The sequence below is a fragment of the Bradyrhizobium sp. LeoB3 genome (assembly GCF_055456055.1).
On sequence record NZ_JBVBEF010000024.1, the window covers coordinates 61486 to 87467 of the forward strand.

Sequence of the window (25982 nt, forward strand, 5' to 3'; positions counted from 1 at the left end):
ATTCTCGACAAATGATCATCGGCCGAACCTGCCTCTCCCCCTGCGCGAACCTCGAAAACCAAGTCATTAAGGACACCGCCACTACGACTGTTCTGTGTGACCCACCTCCGCTAATCCGTTGTCGAATGGCTGGCTGCTTTCGGAGCTGATTGTTTCAGGTTCGAAGCTGCTTTTGTTTGATTGGTGCTGCAGTTTTCTGGCGAGTTCTTTTCTCCCACTATGCCCTCAAAAGGATCGCGAACGATCGCCTTCAGCGCCAACAGGTCGTCCTCATTCAGAAAAGAGATCTTTCCTGCGGGCGTCGTCACCATTCTTCCAATCGTTGAGAGGGGAATGCCGAGTTTCGCCGACAACCTGGCCAGGTAAATGGTATCGCGGATCGTTTTGACATCTTCTCCGCCATGGCCGTTTGAAACCGAGTGAACTCCGATCGTTGCGCTCTCCGATACGTAGCGCTTCCGGCTCGCCAAGAAAATGAACGCACATGCCGAATCGCACTCTCCCGAAACGTACGTCGTCAACCGCTTCTGACGCGTGAAGATTGCGATCTGGAATCCTTCATCGAGTTTTCCACCTTTCGAGCTGAGATCGACGCCGAGAACTCGCCGCTGGGCACTGAAATGAGATCTAAATCGTATGTAGTCGCCCTCTTCGATATCGCCCCGCAGCCTCAGGACATCTCCGGAGCAACCCGCCACGCGCGTAATCTCCATGCTCGCGTAATCCGCCGACAGGAAAATGGCTGAGAGTGTGAGTAGCGTCCTGATCACTCATCTCTCCCCAATCAGAAGCGCAACGGAATGGCTCTTGCTCCTGATTCAATGATCGGTCATCCGGCTGACATTGACTTAGGTCAAGGCAGGGCGAGCGAGCACAATTCCCGCTCGCAGTCGGCTGAAGCAAACGTGTCAAGGACGGCGACGCTCTATGTGGGCTTAAGGGGCTGGTTAGCGCCGCCTCTTACGGAGTGAATGTGATCGGGCCTCAACGCCTGCGCCGGCGTTGCAACCGACAAGACGAAGCCGGCGACAGCAATCCTCCGGGAGGAGGCCGCAAGCGCCCAAGAAAGCAGAAGCGACGTTGACGGATGTCCAATGGAATTGCGCGAACAAACGTGATCACTAGAGCATGATCCGGAAAAGTGGACACCGGTTTTCCGAAAAGATCATGCTCAAACAAAGGGCTAGAGCGGGATGACGAGTCGAAGAGAAGTCATCACGCTCTAGGACAGCACGAATGACCGATTGCCGCAGGCCAGGAGGATCGGGCCCGCTCAACAAAAAGCCCCGGACGATGCCGGGGCTTGAAGTTTGCTGGAGATTGACAGTCGATCAGTAAGGGGCAGGCGAGGCATAACCGCCCCAGTTGAAGTGATAGTTCACGCGCACCGTGACCATGTCCACGTCCTGGCTGATCCGATTGAGCGCACCGGCAACGATGGGATTGACCACCGAGAACGAATTGTTCGCATTGCCCATGAACAGGTGGTCGTACTCGACACCGACCGACCAGTTCGGTGCGAAGCCGTACTCGTATCCGACACCCACGCTACCGCCCCAGCGGGTCGAACTGAACGAGGCCAGACTACTGCCTGTAAGCGTATCGAGAACGCTGAAGCTGTTGCTCGTCACCGCTGCGCCACCCTTGAAGTACAGCAGCGACGTGTTCCAGGCATAGCCGATCTGACCGGTGAAAAGGCCGATGCCGTCCGTTTTCACGCGCGTCGAGAAAAATGGATCGATGAGGCTGGCGCGCGTGTTCTGGAGATCGGCCCAATCCCCCTGGGCTTCCAGGCCGGCCACCCAGCCGCCGCCAAACTGCCAGCGATACCCGATCTGACCGCCGACCAGACCTCCGGACCGCTCGCGACAACCGTCACTGAACACTCCACCGAAAGCGTCGATAAAATCCCAGCAATTGCGGCTCTGGCCCCAGCCGCCATTGGCGCCGACGTAGAAGCCGGTCCAATTGTAGACCGGCGGAAGCGGCGGCGGTGGCGGCGCCTTGACCGCCATATCAGCGGCCAGCGCCGGCGCGGTCGCGCCGAGTGCAATCAAACCAACAGTGCCCAGCAAAAATTTCTTCATATCGTTCCCCCTCTTCGGCGTCGCTTAAGGATCGGACGGCCGATGGACTTGTTGCGGCGATTAAAGTCTGCATTCCAATTCCACCCGCGAGCATAGATCATTTCACCCGCGAAACTTGTGCTAGTACGGCAACACTCGGATTTTGTTTCGGGAATAAGTGGCAGCCACTCTGACACTTCGCATTATGCGCTTTGTGCCATCGCCGCCGCGTTTCTGCGGCAGCTTCAGGATCACTCGGCATCCCTGTCGCAGAACGCAGGCGTGGACATCGGGAAAAAGCTGCCCCCGTTATCGATAGAGAAGAGGGCACAATGAAGCTGGTCGAGGCCAAGCGATTGCTGCTCGTTGCGACGGGCGCAGCTTGCTTGACGCGGGCTCGGCCCTACAGCGTCTCCAGCACCGTCGACGTCCGCTAAAAGCCCCGCCACATTCCGTCGTTGAACCATTCTTTGACCGGGTTGGACTAACGTCCAGGCGGAAATTCTCCGTTCGCTATATCGAACGGACGGCAAAAGACTTTTTTGCGCTACCTCGGCTGTGAATGACAGCCATCGACGGCGCCCGCCTCTTTATTGATCTCGGCCAGAAAATGCTGGCCCCAAAAACAGTCACCGCTAGTTACGGAGGAGATGCCATGACGGAGATCCGGCTGGCCTCGCTGCAGGGCGGGGCGATTACGTTTGCAAGCGATGCGATCGATGCCTTTCGGCAAACATTGCGGGGCGATGTCTGCCTGCCCAACGAGCCGGGCTATGACGAGGCACGCACAATCTGGAATGCGATGATCGACCGCCACCCGGGCGCGGTCGTACGCTGCAAAGGAGCTGCAGACATCATGCGCGCCGTGGGGTTCGCGCGCGACCACGGACTCTTGCTCGCCGTGCGTGGCGGCGGCCACAACATCGCGGGCAATGCTGTTTGTGAAGGCGGGCTGCTGATCGATCTTTCGCTGATGCGTTCGGTGCGGATCGATCCGCGTAACCGCACCGCGCGCGTGGAGCCGGGCGCAACGCTTGGCGAATTCGACAAGGAGGCGCAGGCTTTCGGCCTTGCCACGCCCCTCGGCATCAACTCGACGACTGGCGTTGCGGGATTGACGCTGGGCGGCGGCTTCGGCTGGCTCAGCCGCAAATTGGGGCTTGCCGCCGATAACCTCATCTCGGCCGACGTGGTGACGGCCGATGGCGGACTCGTGCGAGCGAGCGAGGCCGAGGACGCTGACCTGCTCTGGGCGCTGCGCGGAGGCGGCGCCAATTTCGGCGTCGTGAGCTCGTTCGAGTTTCGCCTGCATCCGGTCGGCCCAATGGTGCTCTCTGGACTCATCATCCATCCCTTCGCTCGGGCGAACGAACTTCTTGCGGGCTATCGCGACATCGCCGCCAAAGCGCCGGACGAACTCACGATCTGGGTGGTGCTCCGGCAGGCGCCGCCGCTGCCATTCTTGCCTGTCGAAATGCACGGCAAGGAAATCGTCGCGTTCGCCGTCTGCTACACGGGTGGCGAGGACGAGGGTAACCGCGCCCTGGAACCGTTGCGCGCGCTCGGGGAGCCGGTCGCCGACGTGATCGGCATGCAGCCTTTCGCGAGCTGGCAGAGCGCGTTCGACCCGTTGCTCACGCCAGGAGCCTACAATTACTGGAAGTCGCACAATTTCGCCGAGCTCGGCGACGGCCTGCTCGACACCCTCGTAAGCCATACGAAGAGCCTGCCGACCGGTGAGAGCGAAATTTTCATTGGTCAGCTCGGCGGCGCCACCAGCCGCGTGGCTGTCGACGCGACGGCGTTCCCCCACCGCGACGCCAGATTTGTCATGAACGTCCATACGCGGTGGCGTGACCGCGGCGACGAGCAACGCGCGATTAGCTGGGCGCGCAGGTTGTTTGCTGAGACCGCGCCGTACGCAACCGGCGGCGTCTACGTCAACTTCATGCCGGAGGATGAGAGCGATCGCGTGTCCGGCGCCTACGGCCCGAACTACGCTCGTCTCGCGGCGCTCAAGGCCCAGTACGATCCCGGCAACCTGTTCAGGCTAAATCAGAATGTTCTTCCGGCCGCCGCGCAGCGACCGGCCGCCTGACAAGGACGCAAAAACAAGAAGCCCGGCCGCTTGGCCGGGCTTTTCGTTGCAAATCTTGGGCTGGCTGCTTACGCCGCCTCGTCGGCCACGGTGGCGTCGTCGCTGTCGCCGTCGAGATCGTCGGCGTCGCCTTCACCGTCGCCGTCCTCGGCGCCGGCTTCGGCCTTGGCTGCGCCGCGGCGCGGGCTCTTGGCGAGCTGGCTTTCGATTTCCTTGATCGCTTCGGTCTCGGTCGAGTGCTGCACGACCGCGATCTCGCGCGACAGCCGGTCGAGCGCCGCTTCATAGAGCTGGCGTTCGGAGTAGGACTGCTCGGGCTGCGATTCCGAACGATAGAGGTCGCGCACCACTTCCGCGATCGCGACGATATCGCCCGAATTGATCTTGGCTTCGTATTCCTGCGCCCGGCGCGACCACATCGTGCGCTTGACGCGGGCACGGCCCTTCAGCGTCTCCAGCGCCTTTTTGACCAGAGCCGGGTCGGACAATTTGCGCATGCCGACATTGGCGACCTTCGCGGTTGGGACGCGAAGCGTCATCTTGTCCTTCATGAAGCTGATGACAAACAGTTCCAGCTTGGCGCCCGCAATCTCCTGCTCCTCGATCGCGAGGATCTGGCCGACGCCGTGAGCCGGATAGACCACGAATTCGTTGGCCTTGAAGCCCTGACGCTGGGTCACGACCTTCTTCGGCTCCTCGACGCGCGGGGCCGCGGCAACCGGCTTCGCAGCCGGCTTGACGGCGGCCTTCGGCGCAGGAGCTGCAGCCTTGGGAGCAGTCTTGGCGGCGACTTTCGAAGCAACGGTCTTCTGGGCTGTCGCTTTCGCGGCAGTTTTGGCAGTCTTTTCTGGCATCACGCTTCTTTTGTTCTTCGAGGACTTTGTAGCCGCAGCCTTACGGGCTTCCTTCACGGACGCCCTGGCACGACCCTTGACTGCGCTGCGGGCAACTGCAGCGGCTTTCTTTGACGATTTGGAAGCACTCTTTTTACGCGTTTTCTGTGACACAGCCTGCGCGCGGAAACTGCCACGCCCCTGTTCGGTGTTTTTGCGGAAACGAACGGGGCCAAGGACCAGGATGGCCGGGTTCGGCTCTGACAATGTGCCTAATATAGCACATTTTCCGCAAAAATCAATGATTTAGGGCCGAATCCCGTCGCCTGCCGGGGCTGACGGTCATAACTCTGTCAACAGGGTTAAACGACGGCGTGCTTCTCCGCCTGAAAACGGTCTCGATCCGGCCAGGGACAGCGCGCGAATCAGTCGCCGGTTCCGGGGTTGGCAGAGAAATATTTATCGAACTTGCCTTCCTGCCCGTCGAACTCCTTGGCGTCCGGGGGCGAGTCCTTCTTCTGGGTGATGTTTGGCCAGCTCTTGGCGTATTCGCTGTTGACCTCGAGCCACTTCTCCAGGCCCGGCTCGGTATCCGGTTTGATCGCATCCGCCGGGCATTCTGGTTCGCAGACGCCGCAATCGATGCATTCCTCGGGATGGATGACCAGCATGTTCTCGCCCTCGTAGAAACAATCGACGGGGCAGACCTCGACGCAATCGGTATATTTGCACTTGATGCAGTTTTCAGTGACGACGTAGGTCATCCAGGACTCCGAACCAAAGACTCCGAAAGCGGATTCATTCTTTGAAGGGCTTGCGTTTCAAAAATTGCGTAGCGCAGGAGAACCGCTGCTGCAAGATAAGCAAGCCGGTTTTCGGCGCCGTCTTTCGGGCAACTGATTGCCTGCCCGAGATAATCACTCGGGGCGGCTCTGCAAATCCTCGTACAGCACCCGCGCTGCCGTCGCATCGCCCCGCCGCTCGGAGAAGCCGATCACCTTCAGCACGCGCACGCTGCGATCGAGCGCGATGGTTAGCACGTCGCCCGGTTTGACCGCGTGCCCGGGCGCACTTTCGCGCACGCCGTTGATGCGGACATAGCCGGCCTCGACCAGCGCGGCGCCGCTGGTGCGCGCCTTCACCACCCGCGCGTGCCACAGCCATTTATCGAGACGCTGGCGCTCCAATCGGCCTCATTCCTGGGTTGGCGCGGCTCAATCCTTGCGGTTACCGGCGAGCTGCTCCTTCAACGCCGCGAGTTTTGCGAACGGCGAATTCGGATCGATCGCGCGTTCGCGTTCGCGCGGCGCCGAACTCGCATATTGGCGGAGCGCCGGGCCGCTCTCGCGCCCCTTGTCGCGGCCGCCTTTGTCGCGGAAATCACGGCCGCCGCGCTCGCGGTCGCCACGGTCGCGATCCTTGCGGTCGCCGGAGAATTTATCGCGGCGGCGATCATTGTCGCGGTCGCGGCCCTTGCCCTCGAAGCGCTCGCGGCGCCCGCCTTTGTCCTCAGGCGGGGCGCCATTGCTGGCGGCCGCAGCTGCCACGGGCGCATCCTCGCGCGGTTTGCGGAATTCGTGATGGCGGCGACCACGGCGCTGCTGGTCCCGCTGGGCGCCATCGGCACCTTCACCCGCTGCGGCGGCGCCCTGTGCGCCCTCGCGCGGCTGATGGCGGTGGCGGCTGCGGTCATGGCGCGGGCGACGCTCCTCGGAGCGGCCGCCGGGGCGCCAGACTTCGACCAGTTGCGGCTCGGCCGGGGTCTCGGCTGCGGCTGGCTCGGTAACGGCGTCGGCTGGTGCGGCTTCCTCGGTGCTGGCTGCAGCCTCAGCTGTTGCCTCCGTCGGCGCGGGTTCCTCCGGCGCATCGGCCGAGACTTCTGCGGGAGCTGCCGCCTCCGGCTGCACTTCAGCAACGGGCGCCTCGATCGCCTCGGGCTCCGGCTGCGTTACAGCCATCGGCTCTGGCTGCGCCTCGGTCACCTCCGGTTCCGGCTGCGCTTCAGCGACGGGCTCTGCGGCAGCGGCCGCTGGTTCCTCGCTCGGCGCAGGCGCCAGGGTAACTTCGGGCAACAGCGCCGCGGATGGGCTGGCCTCAGTGGACGCGGGCAGCTCGGCGGCCACTTCTTCCGCCGGTGCCTCCGCAGAGGCCTCGGCGGTCGCTTCCACCGCCGGCGTCTCGGCGGACACTGTCTCGACCACTTCCACCGGCTTCGGCGGCGGGGGCGGGCGGCGCTCCATGCGATAGCCGAGCGCGCGCAGGACCGAGGCGAAATCCTCGCCGGCCGAGCCGGTGAGCGAGGTCATCGCCTGCGTCACCACGAAGCCGCGGCCGTCGAACGCGCCCGCAGGCTTCTCGCCCGGCGCACCCTCGCGCCAGGCCAGCGCGGGACGGATCAGATCCGCCAGCCGCTCCAGGATGTCGACGCGCACTGCGCGCTCGCCGCACTGCTTGTAGCCGAGCACGCGATAGGCATCGCGCGGCAGCCCCTTGTCGATCGGGAACGAGGTCCGCCCGCTCGACGCCAGATGCTGCACGTTCGACAGCGCCGACAGATCGACATTGTCCTGCTTCTCGGCCCAGAGCAGCGAAGCCAGTGCCCGCGCCGCCGGCTTGAGGAGCTGCGGGAAGTAGATGTGATAGGCGCCGAAGCGGACGCCGTATTTGCGCAGCGTCGCCCGCGAGGGCTGGTCGAGATCCTTCATCTCGGACGCGATCTTGGTCCGCTCCAGCACGCCGAGAGCTTCCACCAGTTGGAACGCGATGCCGCGCGCAATCCCCTGCAGGTCCTCTGCCTTCGATAGGTCGAACAGCGGCCCGAGCAATTTCGTAATATGCGTCTTGAGCCAGAGATCGAGCCGGTTCTGCACGGCCTCGCGCGGCGCGCCGGTCAGCCGCTCGTCGGAGATGATGCGCAGCCGCGGATGCAGCGCGTCGTCGGCCGCGACGAGTTTGGCCACCGCATCGCCGGTCCAGCGGATGGTACCGTCGGAGGTCAGCACGAAGGTTTCGTCCGGCGCGGCGCTCAGTTTCTCGGCCCGCGTATCGATCTCGCGCGCCAGCACCTGCTGGGCTGCGGCCTGCAGCGCCTTGGCATCTGAGCCCGCTTCCGCCGCGTCAGGCGCAAAAGTGAATCCGTCGAGCCGGCCGATCACATGCCCCTCGACGATGACTTCGCCGGTCTTGCCGATTTCAGTATTCAAAACAGAGTTCTCCCGCAGGCGGCGCATCAATACACTGGTACGCCGATCAACGAAACGCTCCGTGAGCCGTTCATGCAGCGCATCGGACAATTTATTTTCGAGCTCGCGCGTGATCCCCTGCCAATGTTCGGGATCGGACAGCCAGTCCGGCCGGTTCGCCACAAAGGTCCAGGTGCGCACCTGAGCGATCCGGCCCGACAGCGTGTCGATATCGCCGTCGACGCGGTCGGCCTGATCGACCTGGGCAGCAAACCATGCATCGGGAATACGCCCCTTTTGTATCAGGAAGCCGTAAACCGTGGTCACAAGCTCGGCATGGGCCGCGGGCGATAGCTTTCGGTAATCGGGTATCTGGCAAGTATCCCATAGCCGCTCGACGGCGACAGCGCCATGCGCCATGTCGCGCACCTCGGCATCGCGCGCGGCGTGGTCGAGCACGCGCATGTCTTCGGCGATCGGCGCCCTCGTCAGCACTTCATGCGACGGCGGCAGCGACAATGAGACCTGCAAGCTGCCGAGCGAGGAGAAATCCAGCTTCGAGTTGCGCCATTGCAGCATTTTCACGCTGTCAAACGTGTGGTTCTGCAGCGCGTTCACCAGTTCCGGCTCGAACGGCGCGCAGCGCCCTGTGGTGCCGAAGGTACCATTGCGCGTCGCGCGGCCGGCTCTGCCTGCGATCTGCGCAAACTCGGCCGGTGTCAGGCGGCGGAACTGATAGCCATCATATTTGCGGTCGGAGGCGAAGGCGACGTGATCGACGTCGAGGTTCAGCCCCATGCCGACGGCGTCGGTGGCGACGAGATAATCCACGTCGCCGTTCTGGAACATTGCCACTTGCGCATTGCGTGTGCGCGGCGAGAGCGAGCCGAGCACGACCGCCGCGCCGCCATGCTGGCGGCGGATCAATTCGGCGATCGCATAGACCTCGTCCGCCGAGAACGCGACGATCGCGGTGCGCCGCGGCTGCCGCGTGATCTTGCGGTCGCCGGCGAATTCGAGCGTCGAGAGCCTTGGCCTTGTGATGATGGAGGCGCCGGGCAACAGCCGCTCGATGATGGGACGCATCGTCGCAGCCCCGAGCAGCAGCGTCTCGTCGCGCCCGCGCCGATTGAGGATACGGTCGGTGAAGACATGCCCGCGCTCGAGATCGGCCGCGATCTGGATCTCGTCGACCGCAAGGAACGAGACGTCGAGATCGCGCGGCATCGCCTCGACGGTCGAGACCCAGAAGCGAGGCGACTTCGGCTTGATCTTCTCCTCGCCGGTGATCAGCGCGACGCTCTCAGGCCCAGCGCGATCGGCGATCTTGTTGTAGACCTCGCGCGCCAGGAGCCGCAGCGGCAGCCCGATCAGCCCGGACGAATGCCCAAGCATGCGCTCGATGGCCAGATGCGTCTTGCCGGTATTGGTCGGCCCGAGCACAGCCGTGACGCCGGCGCCGGGCGCGCGCTCATGGGCGAAGGGAGGAGAGGAAAGAGCCATGATTTCGAGGTGCTTTTCTTGATGCTTTTCTTGGAGATGAAAGAAAGCGCGATTAGGAAAATTGTCTCAGATTGCTACACGGCGGATGCCGCCGCTTAAGCTTCGGAACGAGTTGAGAACGAATCGCGGCCGAATCGCTGACTCCACCTGTGTTCTCCTCCGTTCACCGCAACATCTCGTGTCGGCATTTCAGTTCCAGCACCAAATCGGGTTTAGCAGCGATCACGATGACAGCGAAATTGTTAAAGCCGGAGTCGAATCAGAAGCGGCAAAGAGTCAACAGGATTCGACGATCTGCCCGGCTCGTCATGCCCGGGCTTGACCCGGGCATCCATCGAGAGAAGGGCTCTTCGTAAGATGGATTGCCGGGTCAAGCCCGGCAATGACGAGCGGAGCACTCGGTCCATCTCCTTGCGACCAGCCCAGCCTCACTGCGTCTTCGCCACCCGCGGCGGCATGGCAGACGTCACGAACGACGTCGCCTCCAGCATGGCGAGCCCGAACGGCGTCGGGATCTTGACGCGGAACGGGATCAGGATGCGCGTGCCCGCGATCGGCACGAAGGCGATCTCCATGTTGCGCGCTTCGGCGAGATATTTGATCACCGGGCGGTCGGGGATATAGCCCGCGATCGGCGTGAAATAGATCGCGCACACCAGCGCCGGGCCCTGATAGCCCTTCTCTGCCTTGACCATCTCCACGCGCTTGAAATCGAGCTTCAAATCGTAGCGCAGCCGGCCGTCGAAAATGCCCGCGCTGGTGCGGCAGCTATCCGGGCTCATCAGTTCGCCCGTGCCCGGCACCCGGAGCAGCGAGCCGGTCATCGGATCGAACACGTTCTTCTTGTGAGCCTCGGTGACCGGGATCCGGTTCGGATCGACCGGCGGTTCCGGCTCGATCACGGTTTCCTTGATGCTGCCGCCACTGAGCGCCATCCGAATGATCTCGGATTTCTTGTAGCTGTTGTAGTTGACGGTATAGCCCGCCGCCACCAGCGCGCCATTGACCACGCGCCCCTGCGATCCGCCCACCCCGCCGGCGCCAGCAAATGCCTTGAGCAGCCCGGAAGTGCCGCCCTGCGCGATCGCGGAAAAGGTGTCGTCGCCGATCTCGATGGTCCAGCTTCCCTTGCCGACGGCAATACCGGCGAGCGAGGCCTCATACTGCGCATCCAGCCGGCCCTGCGCGAGCGCGCCCTCCGGCAACAACAGGAACAGCGCGCCGGCGCACAACAGCCAGGATTCCCTCATTGAGGGTAGAAAACTGCTGAAAATGCTCACAAATTTAACGAGTCCTGTCGTCGGCGCCGAAAGATCATTTAGGAAGAAATGACCGGCAAGCAACGCGGGCGAATACGGAACCACTTACGGGTGTGAATACGCCCTTTATATGGTTTGTTAAACGGCTGAACGGCCTTGTGAACGTGCAGGTTTTGCGTGCCATAGGGTTTTACCGTTCGCGCGAAGAAAACGCCCCGAATCGAGGATTTCGGAACCAGGGAAAGCGGCTCCAAACCCGATAAAACCTTGACGCTTTGCAGCTCACCCCCTATACGTCCGCGGTTCCTGGAAAATGGACGTAGGTTTAGACCCCCGCCGCGCGCGGCGTGCGCTGTTGGTTTAGCGGGGATGGAAGAGGATTTGAACAATGTCGCGGCGCTGTGAACTGACGGCCAAGGGCCCGCAAGTGGGCCACAAGGTGAGCCACTCGAACATCAAGACCAAGCGGCGCTTCCTGCCGAACCTCTGCAATATCACCTTCCAGTCGGAATCGCTCGGCCGCAACATCCGCCTGCGCGTCTCCTCGAACGCGGTGAAGAGCGTCGACCACAACGGCGGCCTCGACGCGTTCCTCTTGAAGGCGAGCGCCGCAAACCTCTCGCCCCGCGCGCTGGACCTGAAGCGCCAGATCGAGAAGAAGCGGACAGCGGCTGCGGAGCAGAAGGCGAGCTGAGTAGACTCGGCTAGCGTAGTCGAGCCAGCTTAAGCTCGGAGTTTCGAATGGCCGGCTCGAAAGAGCCGGCCATTTTATTGTGAACGGCTGCAACCGAGACTACTCGGTATGCGGCCGCTCTAAACAGTCGAAGCGCCTCGCTTCAAATTCGGATAATAGTTCGCGAGGCTTTCCGCTGCGCTTGCACCGAACACAACCGAGCGCGGGCAAACCTCCATCCAAAATTTCCCGAACCTGCGCTATACTCGCCGAGGTAGCGGGGAGGCTCGCCATGCGAAACATCGTTGTTTGCTGCGATGGGACCGGGAACGAGATCAACGAGAATATTTCCAACGTCCTGAAGCTCTATCGCTGCCTGCGCAAGACGGAGAAGACGCAGCCCAGGCAATTCGTCTATTACGATCCGGGTGTCGGCACGCTGGCGAGGCCGGATCCGTGGCACAAACTGAAGCAGAATTTCAACACGATCCTCGGGCTCACCACCGGCTATGGGCTCGATGACAATGTGCTCGCGGCCTATGAATTCCTGGTGCAGCATTACCAGGACGGCGATGCGATCTATCTGTTCGGCTTTTCGCGCGGCGCCTATACCGTGCGCGTGCTGGCCGGGCTGATCCACAAGATCGGGCTGATTTCGCCGGAGCAGGTCAATCTCGCCGGCAGCGGGCTCACCGCCTACAAGCAGTTCTCGGACAGCCACAAGACAGGCGAGGGCGCAAGCCTGCGGGCGCTGCCGCCGCCAAGCGACGAGTTCGGGCCGCTGCCGAAGGACCGCTACGACAACGCGGCGCAGTTCGCGCGCATCCTCTCGGTGCGCTGGCCGACCATCCGCTTCGTCGGCGTCTGGGATACGGTCGCCAGCATCTTCGTGCCGCGGCCGGACCGGTTCTATTGGCCGAGCCTGGAAGAGCTCGCCTTCACGATGCACAATCCGAGCATCCGCACCTTCCGCCAGGCGATCTCGATCGACGAGCGGCGCTGCATGTTCCGCCTGAAGAAGTATGACGAGCCGCAGCTCTTCTTCAGCAACCGCTTCATCCCCGATGAGAAGGCCGAGCCGCAGGACATCCTGCAGGTGTGGTTCGCTGGTGTGCATGGCGACATCGGCGGCGGCTATCCGGAAGCGCAAAGCGCGCTGTCGAAATATCCGCTGCTGTGGATGATCGAGGAAGCCACCAAGTTCGGGCTGACGGTGAACATGCAGATGGTGAAGCAACTCGCCTGGGGCGTGCAGCGCAGGGGCAGCCCGTTCACTTACGTGAAGCCCGATGTGGCGGGCGAGATGCACGACCCGATGACCTGGGGCTGGCGCATGCTCGAATACATCCCGAAGAAGGCCACCTACAAGGAATGGCCGGAGCGCAAGACGCATTTCGGTTTCTACATCCCCGACTGCGAGCCGCGGCTGATTCCTGAAGATGCCGTGATCCATGAATCGGTGGTGAAGCGCATGGACGCGGTGACGGACTATCGGCCGATCAACCTGCCGAAGCAGTACAGGACCTTCCCGATGCCGGAAGCGCCGACAGAGCAGGCCCCACCGGAAGCGGCGTGAGCGGCGGCGCGTGTTGCGCGACGCCTGCGCCGCAGTCTCCCGCCTCTCCCCTTGTGGGAGAGGCCGGATTTCGCGCGTCAGCGGGAAATCCGGGTGAGGGGTATGCCTCCGCGAGCCGTAGTCCCTCGATAGGCCGGGCTCCCTCACCCGGATCGCATTCCACTTCGCTGCATGCGCTCCGGCCTCTCCCACAAGGGGAGAGGCGAAGCGGAGCAAGCGGCAAAACCACAGGCCAGCACCACTAATTCCTTCTCGCGGCATGCTCGCCAATCACATGCATTTGCCGCGGCGCCACCTCCCCGCCGGCGCGCTTGTCACGATCTCCGCCCGCTGGTTTGCTCATCCTGTCGACACGCCGCGCGTGCGGCGCGCTCGATCCGATAACAAGCAGAACGAGAGCAAGGGAGAGAGACAATGAAATGGCACGCGTTCGTCGCGATCGCAGCGCTCGTGACATCGGCAGCCGCGGCGGCGGAGAAGAAATATGGGCCAGGGGTGACCGACACCGAGATCCGGCTCGGGCAGACCTCTCCCTATAGCGGGCCGGCCTCGGCCTACAGCGTCATCGCGAAGACCCAGCTCGCCTATTTCAAGATGATCAACGACAAGGGCGGCATCAACGGGCGCAAGATCAACCTGATCAGCCTGGATGATGCCTACAGCCCGCCGAAGACCGTGGAGCAGACCCGCAAGCTGGTCGAGCAGCAGGAAGTGGCCGCGATCCTCAACCCGCTGGGCACGCCGACTGGATTGAGCGTGCGCAAATATCTCAACGACAAGAAAGTGCCGCAGCTCTTCGTCGGCGCCGGCACGACGCTGTGGGGCGACCACGAGAACTTCCCCTATTCGATCGGCTTCCAGCCCTCCTACCAGGCCGAGACCGCGGTCTACGCAAAATACGTGCTGAAGAACAAGCCAGACGCGAGGATCGCGCTGTTCTACCAGAACGACGACGCCGGCAAGGATTACGGCAACGGCTTCAAGAAGGGATTAGGGCCGGAGCACGCCAAGATGATCGTGGCGGAGGCGACGTATGAATCCACCGATCCGACCATCGACAGCCAGATCGTGAAGCTGAAATCATCCGGCGCCGACGTGCTGTTCATGCATGCGATCCCGAAACAGGCGGCGCAGGCGATCCGCAAGGTCGGCGAGATCGGCTGGAAGCCGGATATGTTCTTCCTGGCCGCGACCTCGACCTCGGTCTCCTCAGTGCTGAAGCCCGCCGGCTTCGAGCATGCGAAGGGCATCATCTCGTCCTACTCGCTGAAGGACCCGAACGATCCGCAGTGGAAGGACGACAAGGATGTCCAGCAATGGCTTTCCTTCATGAAGGCCTATTTCCCTGACGGCAACATGCAGAACCAGCTCATCGTCTACGGCTATGTCGTGGCGGAAGCCACGGTGCAGGTGCTGAGGCAATGCGGCGACGAGCTGACGCACGAGAACATCATGAAGCAGGCCGCCAATCTCGACACGACGCTGCCGATGCTGCTGCCCGGCATCAAGCTCAAGACATCACCGACCGACTACTTCCCGATCGAAGCCATGCGCCTGCAGCGCTTCAACGGCGAAACCTGGGAGCTGTTCGGCGAAACCATCGGTAATGATTGAGGCGTTGCTCTCTCCTCCCCGTCGTCCCGGGCAAGCGAAGCGCCACCCGGGACCCATAACCACGACCGCAAGTGTGGCGCTAGACTCGGAGTTACAGTGAACGCCCACAACGAGATCCTATGGTTATGGGTCCATTCTTTCGCAGGGACGACAGCGGAGTGTGACTGCCTGACGGGCAAACCGGAAGAGTAGGATGGGCAAAGCGTAAGCGTGCCCACCAGCCGCGTTCGACTCGCGCTGCTTGCGGATCGGGGGCACGTGTCACTCACCATTACTCCCACCGGCGCTGCGCACGCGGCGTGGCGAATCGCCGAAGCGGGCGCGGAATAGTCGGTTGAAATGCGAAATATCCGAAAAGCCGACTTCCAGCGCGATGTCGGAAATGCGCCGCGCGTTGTCGTGGGCCTCGCTCAGCAGCATGAACGCCTTCTGCAGCCGTAACTCATTCACGCGCCCCGTGAACGACGTCCCGGATGTCGCCATCAGGCGCTGCAGATAACGAGGAGAGATGCCCTGCCTATCGGCTACCACCTCAAGGGTGAGCTCCGGGTCCTGAAAGTGCGCCGCGATATGATCGAGGGCGGCGCTGTGGCGCGCAGCCATGACTGCGCTCGCGTTGCTCTCACCCAAGGGAGCGTGCTCGCTCATTGCGAGCGCCGCGAGATCGTGGATGTGACTAACGATCGTATCACGTAGCTTAGGGGCAGCTAGCGCGCCCTCCTTCAATGCCAACTTCACATAAGTCATGAGAAGTCGAAGCGCTTCGGTCCGGCGATGAATCGGCCGCATGGTGAGGTCGTCGACACCAGTCACGTGCGAGGCAAGCGCATCGCGCGGCAAGGCCAAACCAAATTGCAATCCTTCCAGATAGGTGACAGCGACGGGTTCCGAATGCAGGATAGCCATTGCATCGCCGCCGCGGAGCTCGAACTCCTGGCCGCGCTGCGACAGCTGACTCCTGCCGGGCAGATTGACGATGAGGCCGATCGAGTCATCACCATCAACAATGTTCGTTTGTGACCGCTTGAAGCGCATTGCTGAACCCTTCAAGGACAGCATGCGCAACCCCTGAAGAGCGTGTAGTGCCGCTTCGGCCTGAAACGGCACCTCCGATGACGGCTCGATATCGGCGCGGACTATGGTTCGACCAAACTTCTCGCGCCATATCGGGATGCGCATCCGCTCCGGGAGTTCGCGCGTCGAGAATCGATACGATACGAAATCGGCTGGGCCGCTAGACATGGCAACTCTCCCAGCTTTGATAAAATATTCGGACAAAGTGCTCCAACAAACGGCTGCTGGCATTATAGTTTGCTATTCGCGCACCAACCTTCCGTTACGCGGTGCGCAGTAGTCCAAGAAACGACAGCGTCCGCCTGCTACTGTCACTCACCCGTGATCGATACTGTTGTGAATTGGCTCACTTGGCGGCCGGAAAATCAGTCCCATAGTCATTCTTAAGAGAGTCGTGACGCCAAAAATCTCCTTTAAGGAGAGATAGCCGTGATAGCTCTATTTCTCGTTGCCGCCACCACGTCCATTTTCAAAAATTGCTGGCGCCTGCAAGCGCGGGTCCAGCTTTACTAATTTGTTCGCGATTGATCGAACTCAACGATCCGCGGTGCAGATCGATCTGCAGATCCTCCCCCGGCACAGGTCATTTTCGGCCGTGGGCGAAATGCGTGGGATGTCGACGGTGATGTTCAAGCGAGGATTCGATCATGTCCATCATATTAGACCTGCTTTACCGCGAATATTGCCGCGCCCGCCTCGCCGAAATGCGGCAGCAGCTTCTGATCCCGGCTGCGAGCGACGAAGTCCGGAAAGCGAATTGGGACGCCGGCGATCGTGCCGGCCCTGGTGATCGGGTTAGCGGTGGGGACGGCGGACCCGCCACGGAAGAAGCCCAAGCCATCCGATAGCCGGGCCTCGTAATCGCATCGGCTGTCTCGTCGACCTGTGTCCCACCGAGAGCGCGCTTGCACGCTGGACAGGGTAACCAAATGCATGATCGAACTCACATCTCGAAGCGATCGGCTGACGAGTCGCCGCCGGAACTCGAGGGGTTTGGCCGCGACCTGCGGATCGATGCCTGCCGCGGCATCGCACTATGGTGCATTTTTCTTGACCATGTCCCCGGCAACATCGGAAGTTGGCTGACACTGCGGCACTACGGCTTCAGCGATGCCGCGGAAGTATTCATGTTCATGTCGGGCGTCACCTGTGCGCTGGCTTACGGAAGGGCACGTCAGCGCGAGGGCTGGAGCGGCGTGCTCGGCCGTTCGCTGCGGCGAGGATGGGACATATATGCTGCATCTTTGCTCCTCACGCTCGCTTGCGTCATCATGGTTTACCTTGCAGGCCGCGACCATCTTGCTGACGAGACCAATACGCGCATCCTGTTGGAGCATCCGGGCGCGGCGCTCGCGCATGCTGCGATCCTGCAATACCGTCCCGTCAACACCGACATCTTGCCGGTTTTCGTGATTTATCACGTCTTGTTCGCGCCGCTTCTGTGGCTGTTGTTGCGAGTACCGAACGTGACGCTTGGCGCCTCGGCGTTGCTTTATGGGCTCGTGCGCGTCTTCGGCTGGACCGTCCCCGCTTGGCCGCACAACGTCTGGTTCTTCAATCCCCTTGCCTGGCAGCTTCTGCTTGTGCTTGGCGCCTGGTGGGTCATCGAGGGAAACAGATTTCGGCCGTGGGTGACCTCGCGCGCGGCGCTGGTCCTGGCCGTTCTTTATCTGGTTTTCAGCCTGGTTATCGCATTGAGCTCGCGCATGACGTCGCTGGAACCGCTGGTCCCGCAGACCCTGACGAATCTGCTTTTCCCAATCGACAAATCGAATCTCAGTCCATTTCGACTGCTGCATTTTCTTGCTGTTGCGGTTTTGGCCGTACGGTTTGTGCCTCACAATTGGCGAGGGCTGGCGACGCCGGTGATGCGCGGCGCGATACGCTGTGGCGCGAACTCGCTTCCAATCTACTGCCTCGGCGTTCTGCTGGCGTTCGCCAGCCACGTGGCGCTGCTCGACATCTCGGATGGGCTGTCGATGCAGATCGCGGTCAGCCTTGGCGGAATCCTGGTGATGATCGTCGCCGCGATCCTGCTGAGCTCGATCAGGATCAAAACCTGGAGGCAGCCGCAGCCGACCGAGCCCCCTCCCGCCGTCCCAAGGTTGCGCGCCGCGGCGAAGTCTTGGCGTAGCCGGGTCCCGGGACCCATAACCACAAGCGTTTGCAGTCTGCTCCGCCGCAACCGCTCGCTCGCGCCACAACAATCAGCTGTGGTTATGGGTCCCCGCTTTCGCGGGGACGACAGCGGAGTGTGACTGTCCACTGGGCAAAATCAGAAGCATAGGGTGGGCAAAAGCGCAGCGTGCCCACCATCCGTACTCGGCTCGTGGCGGTGGGCACGCTTCGCTTTGCCCACCCTAAGGTTCGTTCGTCAAGAGGGTGAAACGGCCGCAAGCCTCGGGCGCCTTTCGCCGCGAGAACGCCGGCGCGCATCCCCTCGGTTCTTTGACATCAGAAGCGAAAACGTCGCGCCGGCATGGGCCGTCGTCATCATGTGCTCGGCAAGCGCGGCGGCAATCCATTCGACGCCGGCGGCGGCGTGAAGGACCGCCTGCCTCGCAACAACGAACGCCGCGCGACCGCGGGTCATCTTCATCAGCGCGGTGCTCAATATACCCGGTCGACCGGCAAACCGAGCGCCATCGATCCCGCATATTGCGCCTGCGGGCCCGATTGCAACGGATGGTAGCGCGCCGCCTGGATGTCGCGGAAGCGCCGCTCCAGCCCCGTTGCGCGATAGAAGCCTGCGCCGCCGGCGAGCTCCATCGCATATTCGACCGCCGCGATCGCATGCCGCGCGACGAGCTGGCGGCCCATCATCACCTGATTGACGGTCGCAGCCGACGGCGCATTGAGCCTGACAGCAGCCAGCATCCATTCCCGCGCGAGCCGCGCCGCCGCGAGCTCGGTATCCATGCGGCCGGCGAGCTGGATCGCATGCCGGTCCGGCGTCTTGCGCTTCGCGGTCGCGATTGCAATGTCGCGCGCGCTCTCGGCAACGCCGAGATAGACCGAGTAGATCAGCGGGAACGCGGTGGTCGCGATGATCTGGAACAGCGGATGCCATTCGCCGGCCTTGCGCTTTGCTGCGACCGCCGCTTCCGGCACGATGTGGCCATCGATCACGACATCGTTGGAGCCGGTGCCGCGCATGCCGAGCGTGCGCCAATTGTCGAGCACCTTCACATGCGGCGAGTTCATGGGCACGCCGAAATGCAGCACCGTCGCCGGCTCGCCTTCGCTCTCCAGCACCGCGCTTGTCATCAAGAGGTCGCCGGCGGGGGAGCCGGACGAGAACACCTTGCGCGCAGTGATGCGATAGCCGCCGTCGACCTTCTCGGCCCGGCCGGAGCCGCCGATCCAGTCCGAGCCGCCGCTCGACAACAGGATGATGCGCTCATTGGCGATGCGCCGGAGCAACGGCTCCGCGGGAGCCGCCTTCTGCACCTTCCAGCGCCAGGCGGGGACCGCGACCTGGTGGGTGTGCATGGAGAAAGCGAGCGCGGTCGAGCCACTGTAATGGGCCAGCGTGCGCAGCATCTCGGCGAGTTCGTCGACATCGGCGCCGCCGCCGCCAAGCTCGGCCGGCACGCCGGCTTCAACGAGGCCTGCCGCCTTCAGGTCCGCGAAATCCTCGGCGACGAACCTGTCCTCGTTCGTCTCTTGCTCGGCGCGCCGCGCGAAAATCGGGCCGAGCTCCTCTGCGATCTGGACCGCGCTGCGCGATTTTGACGCATCGAAACTGTGTGCTGCGTTGCTGCTCATGACACTCTCCATCGTTGAGAATATCCACCGTGGGAGAGCCTAATTCCGCCGCAAAGGGCGCTCCAGTTCAGGAACTGTACTGCGACGCCGTGTCCATCGATGAGGTCTCTACAGCGTCCGGAATGCTTACATTTTTCGCGGCGTCTTCCGGCCTGGTGCCGGGTCCGCGCTAGCATATCTGTACTACCGCATTTCAGGAGGAGCCGATTGCCTGACAGGACCGAGCGCGGAAGCTATGGGCAGTTTTGCCCGGTCGCGATGGCAGCCGAGATCGTCTGCAATCGCTGGACCGTCCTGGTGCTGCGCGAATTGCTCTGCGGCACGACGCGCTTCAACGACCTCCGGCGCGGCGTGCCGCGGATGTCACCCTCGCTGCTGTCGAAGCGGCTGAAGGAGCTGGAGGTGGCCGGGCTGATCAGCGTGACGCCATCGGGCCAGTCGGGCGTGATGGATTATCGGCCGACGCAGGCCGGCGAGGATTTGCGGGAGGTGATCATGTCGCTCGGCTTCTGGGCCCAGCGCTGGGTCGAGTCCTCGCTGTCGCTGAAGAACCTCGATCCCTCACTTTTGATGTGGGACATGCGGCGGAACCTGCGCCCCGAGCCGCTGCCGCGGCGCCGCTGCACCATCAACTTCATCTATCCGGAGCTGTCGGGCGAGCGCAAATCCTGGTGGCTCGTGATCGACGGCGTCACCGTCGACCTCTGCCTGACCGATCCCGGCTACGAGGTCGATCTCTATGTGACCTGCCCGCTGCGAACGATGACCGCGGTATGGATGGGGATCGCCACGCTCGAGCGCGAGGTGGCAAACGGCGGCATCGAGCTCACCGGCGACAAGGCGATCGCCCGCTCGATGCAGCAATGGCTGGGCTTGAGCCCGTTCGCCAAAGGCGTGCGCGCCGTCGGCTGACGTTACGCGCCCTTGTCGAGCAGCGCCTTGAAGTCCGCCCGCGCGCGCTGCGCCTCGGCTCGCGCGGCCTCGGAGGCGTCGACGAGGCCGAAATAGCCGTGGATCAGGCCCTGCCCGTCATGATGCGTGGTCGGCACATCGGCCTCGCGCAGCGCGTTGGCGTAGGCCACGCCCTCATCGCGCAGCGGATCGAACCAGGCGGTGGTGACGACGGCGGGTGCAACGCCCTTCAACTCCTTCGCCCGCAGCGGCGAGACCCGCCAATCCGCGCCATGTCCGCGTTCTTCGAGATAATGCCCGCAGAACCACTCCATCACCGCGCGCGACAGAAAATATCCTTCCGCGTTCTCGGCCCGCGACGGAAACCGCGCATTCTCAGCAGTGTCTGCGAAATTGCCGACGACGTCGATGACGGGATAGACCAGCAGTTGGCCGGCGAGCCTGATCCCGGCATCGCGGCAGGCGAGCGCGCTGGCGGCTGCGAGATTGCCGCCGGCGCTGTCGCCGGCGACGCCGACGCGGGGTACGTCGCCGCCGAATTCCTTGACGCGGCCGACCACGTCGCGCACCGCGGCAAAGGCATCCTCGAACGCGCCGGGGAAACGCGTCTCCGGCGGGCGGCGATAGTCGACGGAGACCACCACCGCGCGGGTTTCGATCGCGAGATTGCGCGCCTGCCGGTCATGGGTCTCGAGGTCGCCCGCGACCCAGCCGCCGCCGTGGAAGAACACGACCGTCGGTGCGGTCCCGCTGCCATTGCGATAGACCCGCGCCGGCCGCGGCCCCGCGCCGCCGGCGACGTTGACGTCCTTCACGTGCTCGACCGGCGGCGGCGGGATCTCGGCGCGCGCGGCGGCCAGCGCTCGCAGCGATTCCCGCGCGCTCTGCGGCGTCATGGTCTTAGGATCGCGCAGCGGCAGCAGCGGGATGATCTTCTCGATCACGGGATCAAGCGGGAGAGGCATCGAGTTCCTCCAAAATTCCGGCCGGCGTCACAGAGCCGGCCCGAGTGTTGTTGGTTATGAGCTTATTGGACAACAGGAACGCGGGAAGGACAACCGCCTCAGCCATCGTCACTGCGAGCCAACGGGTCGGCGCGGCGCCGCCCGATGACAGGTTCCGCGAAGCAATCCATGCTTTCGCGTGCGGAGAAATGGATTGCTTCGTCGCGGAGCCTGTCATCGGGCCCGCCAGAGGCGGGACCCGTTACGCCACGTCGGCCATCGGCTCTGCCGACGGCGCCGCGGTAGCGAGTTCCTTGGCAAGCGCGGTTGCCGCGACATAGTCAGTCTTGCCGGAGCCGAGCAGCGGCACTTTGTCGACGACGCGGATGTCGGCCGGCACGGCGAGCTCGGAGGCGCCTGTCGCCTTGGCTTGGCGCTGCACCGCAGATCTCTCGGCATCGCGCTGCGTGGTCAGGAGCACGATGCGTTCGCCCTTGCGCGCATCGGGAATGGAGACCGCAACCGAGATCGCCTGCGGCCACAGCGCGGACGCCATCGCTTCCACCGCCGACAGCGACACCATTTCGCCCGCTATCTTGGCAAACCGCTTGGCGCGGCCCTTGATGGCGATGAAGCCCGCGGCATCGATTGTGACGATGTCGCCGGTGTCGTGCCAGCCATCGACGAGCTTCTCCAGCACGCCGGGGTTTTCCGCGCGCAAATAGCCGAGCATCACGTTCGGCCCTCGCACCGAGAGCCGGCCGCCCTCCTCGATGCCGGGGACCGGATCGAGGCGGTATTCCATCAGGGGAGACAGGCGGCCCACGGTGCCGGGGCGGTTCGCCATCGGCGTATTCATGGCAAGCACCGGCGCAGTCTCGGTGACGCCATAGCCTTCGAGGATGCGGATGCCGTAGCGCTCCATATAGACCTGCCGCGTGCGATCCTTCACCGCCTCCGCGCCCGCCAGCACCAGCCGCAACGTGCGGAAGTCGTAAGCATGCGCCGAGCGGGCATAGCCGGCGAGGAAGGTGTCGGTGCCGAACAGGATAGTGGCGCCGGTCTGATAGATCAGTTCCGGCACGATGCGGTAATGCAGCGGCGAAGGATACATGAAGATCGGAATCCCCGCGAGCAGCGGCATCATCATCCCGCCGGTGAGGCCAAACGAGTGGAACACCGGCAGCACGTTGAACACCTTGTCGTTGCCATTGGCATCGACCCGCGCCAGCGCCTGCGCCGCATTGGCCAGGATGTTGCGGTGGGAGAGCACGACGCCCTTCGGCGTCCCCTCCGAGCCCGAGGTGAACAGGATCACGGCGGGATCATCGGCCCTGCGCGCAACACGCGGCGCGGTGCCGGCCAAGAGGCCGCGGATCTTGTCGAGCGCGTTGACGGTGGCGCGGATGTCTTCGAGATAAACGATGCGCGCTTCAGGAGCGATCGCCGCGATCAGCTTGTCGAGCTTACCCTTCTCGATGAAGGCGCGGGAGGTGAGCACGGTCCTGATCTGCGACGCTTTCATCACCGAGAGCACATTCACGGGGCCGGCGGAGAAGTTGAGCATCGCCGGCACGCGGCCGATGGTCTGCAGAGCCATGAAGACGACGGCGACGCCAGCCGAGTTCGGCAGCAGCACGCCAATATTCTCGCCGATGGCGGTGCCCTGCTCGAGCTTGCGGCTCAGCACCTGCGCGCCGAGGATGAGCTTGCGATAGGTTAGTTTCGTGCCTAGCGCATCCTCAACGACCACCTTGCCGGTGTCGCGGTCGCGATGGGCATGGGCATGGGCCTCGAACAGCGTGTGATCGAGCATGGCGTTCTTCACCATGGCCTCGATCATGATGTCCTGCAACGCAGCGCCCGCGGCGTTACGACGGGCCTTGCCCTTCAACGACTGGTCGATCGGCAATTTGACCGGCGGCAGAATTGTGATTGTCACCTTCGGGAACCAGGAGCGCTTGATCTCACCATTCTTGAGATAGCTGAGATGCGAGCGCTGCGCGCCCTCGATCCTGACAGGAACGATCACGGCATCGGCCTTGTCGGCGATCATCGCGGTGCCGTCATAGACCTTCATCAGCGAGCCATGCACGGTCAGGCGGCCCTCGGGGAAGATCACGACAGGTTCAGCGGAGGCGACCAGCTTGATCAGATCACGCGCGCCGAGCGGCTTGGTCGGATCGACGGTGATGTGACGGACCATTTTCAGGAACGGCTTTGCCCACCACGCCTTCGCGATGCCGGTATCGACCGCGAAGCTGGCGTCGATCGGCAGCGTCGCGTGCAGCAGCGGGCCGTCGACCAGACTGACATGGTTGGGCGCGATCAGCATGCGCGTGCCCGCAGGCGGCAGGTTCTCGATGCCGCGAACCTCGACGCGGAACAGCGCACGGAACAAGAGCGCGCCGAAGTCGCGCACACCCTCCTTGCCCCACTTCTTGAGCACGAACCACACTGAACCAAAGCTTGCGACGGCAAGGCCGAAGAAGATCCAGGCGATCGAAAGCCCGGCATATTGCAGCAGCGCGACGAACAGCGATCCCACCACCATGAAGCCGGCCTGCAGGATATTGCCGGCCGCGATGATCCGGGCGCGCTCCGACGGCGCGGTCCAGGCCTGCACTGCGGCGAACGCCGGCACCACGAACAGGCCGCCGCCGATGGCGAACAGGAAGAAACCGACCAGCATATGCAGCCCACTGAGCGAGGTCGCGAACGCCGCCGCGGTCACAGCGTTGCCCGGCACGGTCGCGCCGATCGCCGCGGCGAGATCGAGGCCGACCACGCCCATGATGATGGCGCCGATCGGCACCAGCGCGAGATTGGGCTTCACATGGCTGAGCTGGGCCGCAATGAGCGAGCCGGCGGCGATGCCGATCGCGAAGGTGGCGAGGCACAGCGTGACGACGCCTTCGGTGCCTCCAACGCCTTCCTTGATCAGCGCGGGCAGCAGCGACAGCACGACCGCGCCGGCGAGCCAGAACCAGGAGACGATCACCATGCCGTCCCACAGACGCGGCTCAGCATAGAGCGACTTGAGCAGCCGCACCGTGGACGTCCAGGGATTGGTGGTGATGGCGAGTTCGGGCGCGGACGGCGTGCTGGCGGGAATGCGCGCGGCGAAAGCCCAGGACAGAACGGACAGGCCGACCACGGCAAGCGAGATCCAGCCCATGTGGCTCGCGCCCGCGACGAACAGGCCGCCGGCGATGGTGCCGATCAGGATTGCCAGGAAGGTTGCGCCTTCGACCAGCGCGTTGCCGGTGGCAAGCTCGCCGACCGAAAGCTGGTCGGGCAGGATTGCATACTTCACCGGACCGAACAGCGCCGCGACCGTGCCAAACAGCGCCAGCGCGGCGAACAGAAGCGGCACCGAATGCAGGAAGAAGCCGGCCGCCGCAAAGCAGGCGGCAAAGATCTCGACGAATTTCAGCCGCCTCGCGACGACCGACTTCACATACTTGTCCGCGAGCTCGCCGCCGAGCGCCGACAATACGAAGAAAGGAAAGATGAAAACGGCACCGGCAAGGGTTACCAGCGATGCATTCTCGCCGGTGGTGGCGCCATAGAGCAGGATGATGACCAGCGCGTTCTTCAGGACGTTGTCGTTGAGCGCCGAGAAGAACTGCGCCCAGAACAATGGCGCGAAACGGCGCGACGACATCAACTGTTTGATCATGACCGGTTCCTGGGCAGTTCGGCCGGAAATCCTCGGCCTTGTAAAATTCGTTTTGGGGTTATCGGGGTCAGGAAAAGCGAAAGTTAAGCAGCGATGCCGTTGCTATTAGTGTTCTTGATTGCCTCGCGGTTCGACGTCGCAAGTTGCGGCATTCGGCCGACCATGCACGTCAAAGATGTAGGAGACCTTGTGCCTGGCTATGGGGCGGCACGTCCGCCGGCGACATGCGGAGCATGGTGATTTCTTGGTTAGGAACCCGCTCCGCAATCGAGGCGAATTGGACCGTCTCAGGTGAGTTCGCTGAGCGAACCGAACGGCCAACGCCCGCGCGGACGCTGCATTTGCCGCGCACGACGCCGCATCTGTGCTGCGAACCGGCGGCGTTCGAGCACGCCGGCAACGTCGCAGGCGTTGGCAATACGATTGATCGGTGCGGTGATGCCGCGGGCGATCGACCTGCCAAATTCCAGGACGGACTTGAGAACATCCTCGAAGAAGGTCGCGGTCAGTTGCCGGGTCAGTTGCAGGACAAGCGTTTCCATGTGAGCGGCCTCCGGGTCATTTTGAGCAACGCTCAAGCGTATAGCGATAAAATGAGCAATGCTCAAGAAATTTCTTCACGAGGCCGAAAATCGAATGCTCGGTTGGCAGGAAATCGTCCGATCCACGAGGTAAGCCACTGATTTTTCTTGAAATTAATCCATCGAAGGTCCAGCTTCGACTAGGTCGTGTGGACAGTTACCGCAACCAAAGCAGAGTTGCGGCAATAGTGACGACGGCAAAGTAATTTTTGGCGGT

19 protein-coding genes are annotated in these 25982 nt (G+C 63.0%); 7 read left to right on the forward strand and 12 right to left on the reverse strand.

Going from position 1 to position 25982, the window contains the following annotated elements; translation table 11 throughout:
• Nucleotides 1–110 precede the first annotated feature (110 nt).
• Complete coding sequence (locus ACZXDY_RS18035; RefSeq protein WP_464346420.1) at nucleotides 111–770, reverse strand: COG3904 family protein; 660 nt, start codon at nucleotides 768–770, stop codon at nucleotides 111–113.
• Between the two features lie 561 nt (nucleotides 771–1331).
• The gene (locus tag ACZXDY_RS18040; RefSeq protein ID WP_028164255.1) at nucleotides 1332–2087 is read right to left on the reverse strand and encodes an outer membrane protein; all 756 of its coding nucleotides are present in this window, start codon (nucleotides 2085–2087) and stop codon (nucleotides 1332–1334) included.
• Nucleotides 2088–2721: 634 nt separating this feature from the next.
• Here ACZXDY_RS18040 and ACZXDY_RS18045 point away from each other — a divergent pair.
• Nucleotides 2722–4164, forward strand: coding sequence for an FAD-binding oxidoreductase (locus ACZXDY_RS18045; RefSeq protein ID WP_464346421.1), 1443 nt, complete (start codon nucleotides 2722–2724; stop codon nucleotides 4162–4164).
• Nucleotides 4165–4232: 68 nt separating this feature from the next.
• On the opposite strand, the gene ACZXDY_RS18050 is transcribed toward ACZXDY_RS18045, so the two are convergent.
• The 5 genes from ACZXDY_RS18050 to ACZXDY_RS18070 form a co-directional block, all read right to left on the reverse strand.
• A complete protein-coding gene (locus ACZXDY_RS18050; RefSeq protein ID WP_245287293.1) occupies nucleotides 4233–5018 on the reverse strand; it encodes a CarD family transcriptional regulator in 786 nt (261 codons plus the stop codon).
• A 404-nt stretch (nucleotides 5019–5422) separates the two neighbouring features.
• Nucleotides 5423–5761, reverse strand: a complete 339-nt coding sequence (gene fdxA / locus ACZXDY_RS18055; protein WP_464346422.1) for a ferredoxin FdxA — start codon at nucleotides 5759–5761, stop codon at nucleotides 5423–5425.
• Nucleotides 5762–5914: 153 nt separating this feature from the next.
• A complete protein-coding gene (locus ACZXDY_RS18060; protein WP_464346423.1) occupies nucleotides 5915–6184 on the reverse strand; it encodes an RNA-binding S4 domain-containing protein in 270 nt (89 codons plus the stop codon).
• 27 nt (nucleotides 6185–6211) lie between these two features.
• Nucleotides 6212–9682 carry a helicase-related protein gene (locus ACZXDY_RS18065; protein ID WP_464346424.1) on the reverse strand — a complete coding sequence of 1157 codons (3471 nt, stop codon included), beginning with the start codon at nucleotides 9680–9682 and terminating at the stop codon, nucleotides 6212–6214.
• Nucleotides 9683–10110: 428 nt separating this feature from the next.
• Nucleotides 10111–10932, reverse strand: a complete 822-nt coding sequence (locus ACZXDY_RS18070; protein WP_464346425.1) for a DUF3108 domain-containing protein — start codon at nucleotides 10930–10932, stop codon at nucleotides 10111–10113.
• 397 nt (nucleotides 10933–11329) lie between these two features.
• Between ACZXDY_RS18070 and rpmB the strand changes: the two genes are divergently transcribed.
• The 3 genes from rpmB to ACZXDY_RS18085 all read left to right on the forward strand — a co-directional run bounded on the left by rpmB (nucleotide 11330) and on the right by ACZXDY_RS18085 (nucleotide 14804).
• A complete protein-coding gene (rpmB, locus tag ACZXDY_RS18075) occupies nucleotides 11330–11635 on the forward strand; it encodes a 50S ribosomal protein L28 (RefSeq protein WP_028164248.1) in 306 nt (101 codons plus the stop codon).
• A 271-nt stretch (nucleotides 11636–11906) separates the two neighbouring features.
• Entirely contained in the window at nucleotides 11907–13190 is a 1284-nt protein-coding gene (locus tag ACZXDY_RS18080; protein WP_464346426.1) for a T6SS phospholipase effector Tle1-like catalytic domain-containing protein, read from the forward strand.
• Between the two features lie 414 nt (nucleotides 13191–13604).
• Entirely contained in the window at nucleotides 13605–14804 is a 1200-nt protein-coding gene (locus ACZXDY_RS18085; protein ID WP_464346427.1) for an ABC transporter substrate-binding protein, read from the forward strand.
• Nucleotides 14805–15065: 261 nt separating this feature from the next.
• On the opposite strand, the gene ACZXDY_RS18090 is transcribed toward ACZXDY_RS18085, so the two are convergent.
• A complete protein-coding gene (locus ACZXDY_RS18090; protein WP_028164245.1) occupies nucleotides 15066–16046 on the reverse strand; it encodes a helix-turn-helix domain-containing protein in 981 nt (326 codons plus the stop codon).
• Nucleotides 16047–16525: 479 nt separating this feature from the next.
• Here ACZXDY_RS18090 and ACZXDY_RS18095 point away from each other — a divergent pair, with 479 nt between their 5' ends.
• Together ACZXDY_RS18095 and ACZXDY_RS18100 are read left to right on the forward strand one after the other, a co-directional pair.
• The gene (locus ACZXDY_RS18095) at nucleotides 16526–16726 is read left to right on the forward strand and encodes a hypothetical protein (protein ID WP_080663725.1); all 201 of its coding nucleotides are present in this window, start codon (nucleotides 16526–16528) and stop codon (nucleotides 16724–16726) included.
• Nucleotides 16727–16807: 81 nt separating this feature from the next.
• Complete coding sequence (locus tag ACZXDY_RS18100; RefSeq protein WP_464346428.1) at nucleotides 16808–18136, forward strand: OpgC domain-containing protein; 1329 nt, start codon at nucleotides 16808–16810, stop codon at nucleotides 18134–18136.
• A 352-nt stretch (nucleotides 18137–18488) separates the two neighbouring features.
• On the opposite strand, the gene ACZXDY_RS18105 is transcribed toward ACZXDY_RS18100, so the two are convergent.
• Nucleotides 18489–19646 (reverse strand): acyl-CoA dehydrogenase family protein, encoded by a 1158-nt coding sequence (locus tag ACZXDY_RS18105; RefSeq protein WP_464346429.1) that lies wholly within the window; start codon nucleotides 19644–19646, stop codon nucleotides 18489–18491.
• A 258-nt stretch (nucleotides 19647–19904) separates the two neighbouring features.
• Here ACZXDY_RS18105 and ACZXDY_RS18110 point away from each other — a divergent pair, with 258 nt between their 5' ends.
• A complete protein-coding gene (locus ACZXDY_RS18110) occupies nucleotides 19905–20558 on the forward strand; it encodes a winged helix-turn-helix transcriptional regulator (protein ID WP_051396749.1) in 654 nt (217 codons plus the stop codon).
• Between the two features lie 2 nt (nucleotides 20559–20560).
• Here the strand turns inward: ACZXDY_RS18110 and ACZXDY_RS18115 are convergent, their stop codons facing one another.
• The 3 genes from ACZXDY_RS18115 to ACZXDY_RS18125 form a co-directional block, all read right to left on the reverse strand.
• The gene (locus ACZXDY_RS18115; protein ID WP_464346430.1) at nucleotides 20561–21523 is read right to left on the reverse strand and encodes an alpha/beta hydrolase; all 963 of its coding nucleotides are present in this window, start codon (nucleotides 21521–21523) and stop codon (nucleotides 20561–20563) included.
• A 241-nt stretch (nucleotides 21524–21764) separates the two neighbouring features.
• Nucleotides 21765–25184: an acyl-[ACP]--phospholipid O-acyltransferase gene (locus ACZXDY_RS18120; protein ID WP_464346431.1), complete on the reverse strand. Its 3420-nt coding sequence runs from the start codon at nucleotides 25182–25184 to the stop codon at nucleotides 21765–21767.
• A gap of 287 nt (nucleotides 25185–25471) precedes the next feature.
• Complete coding sequence (locus tag ACZXDY_RS18125; protein ID WP_464346432.1) at nucleotides 25472–25792, reverse strand: hypothetical protein; 321 nt, start codon at nucleotides 25790–25792, stop codon at nucleotides 25472–25474.
• Nucleotides 25793–25982: the final 190 nt, after the last annotated feature.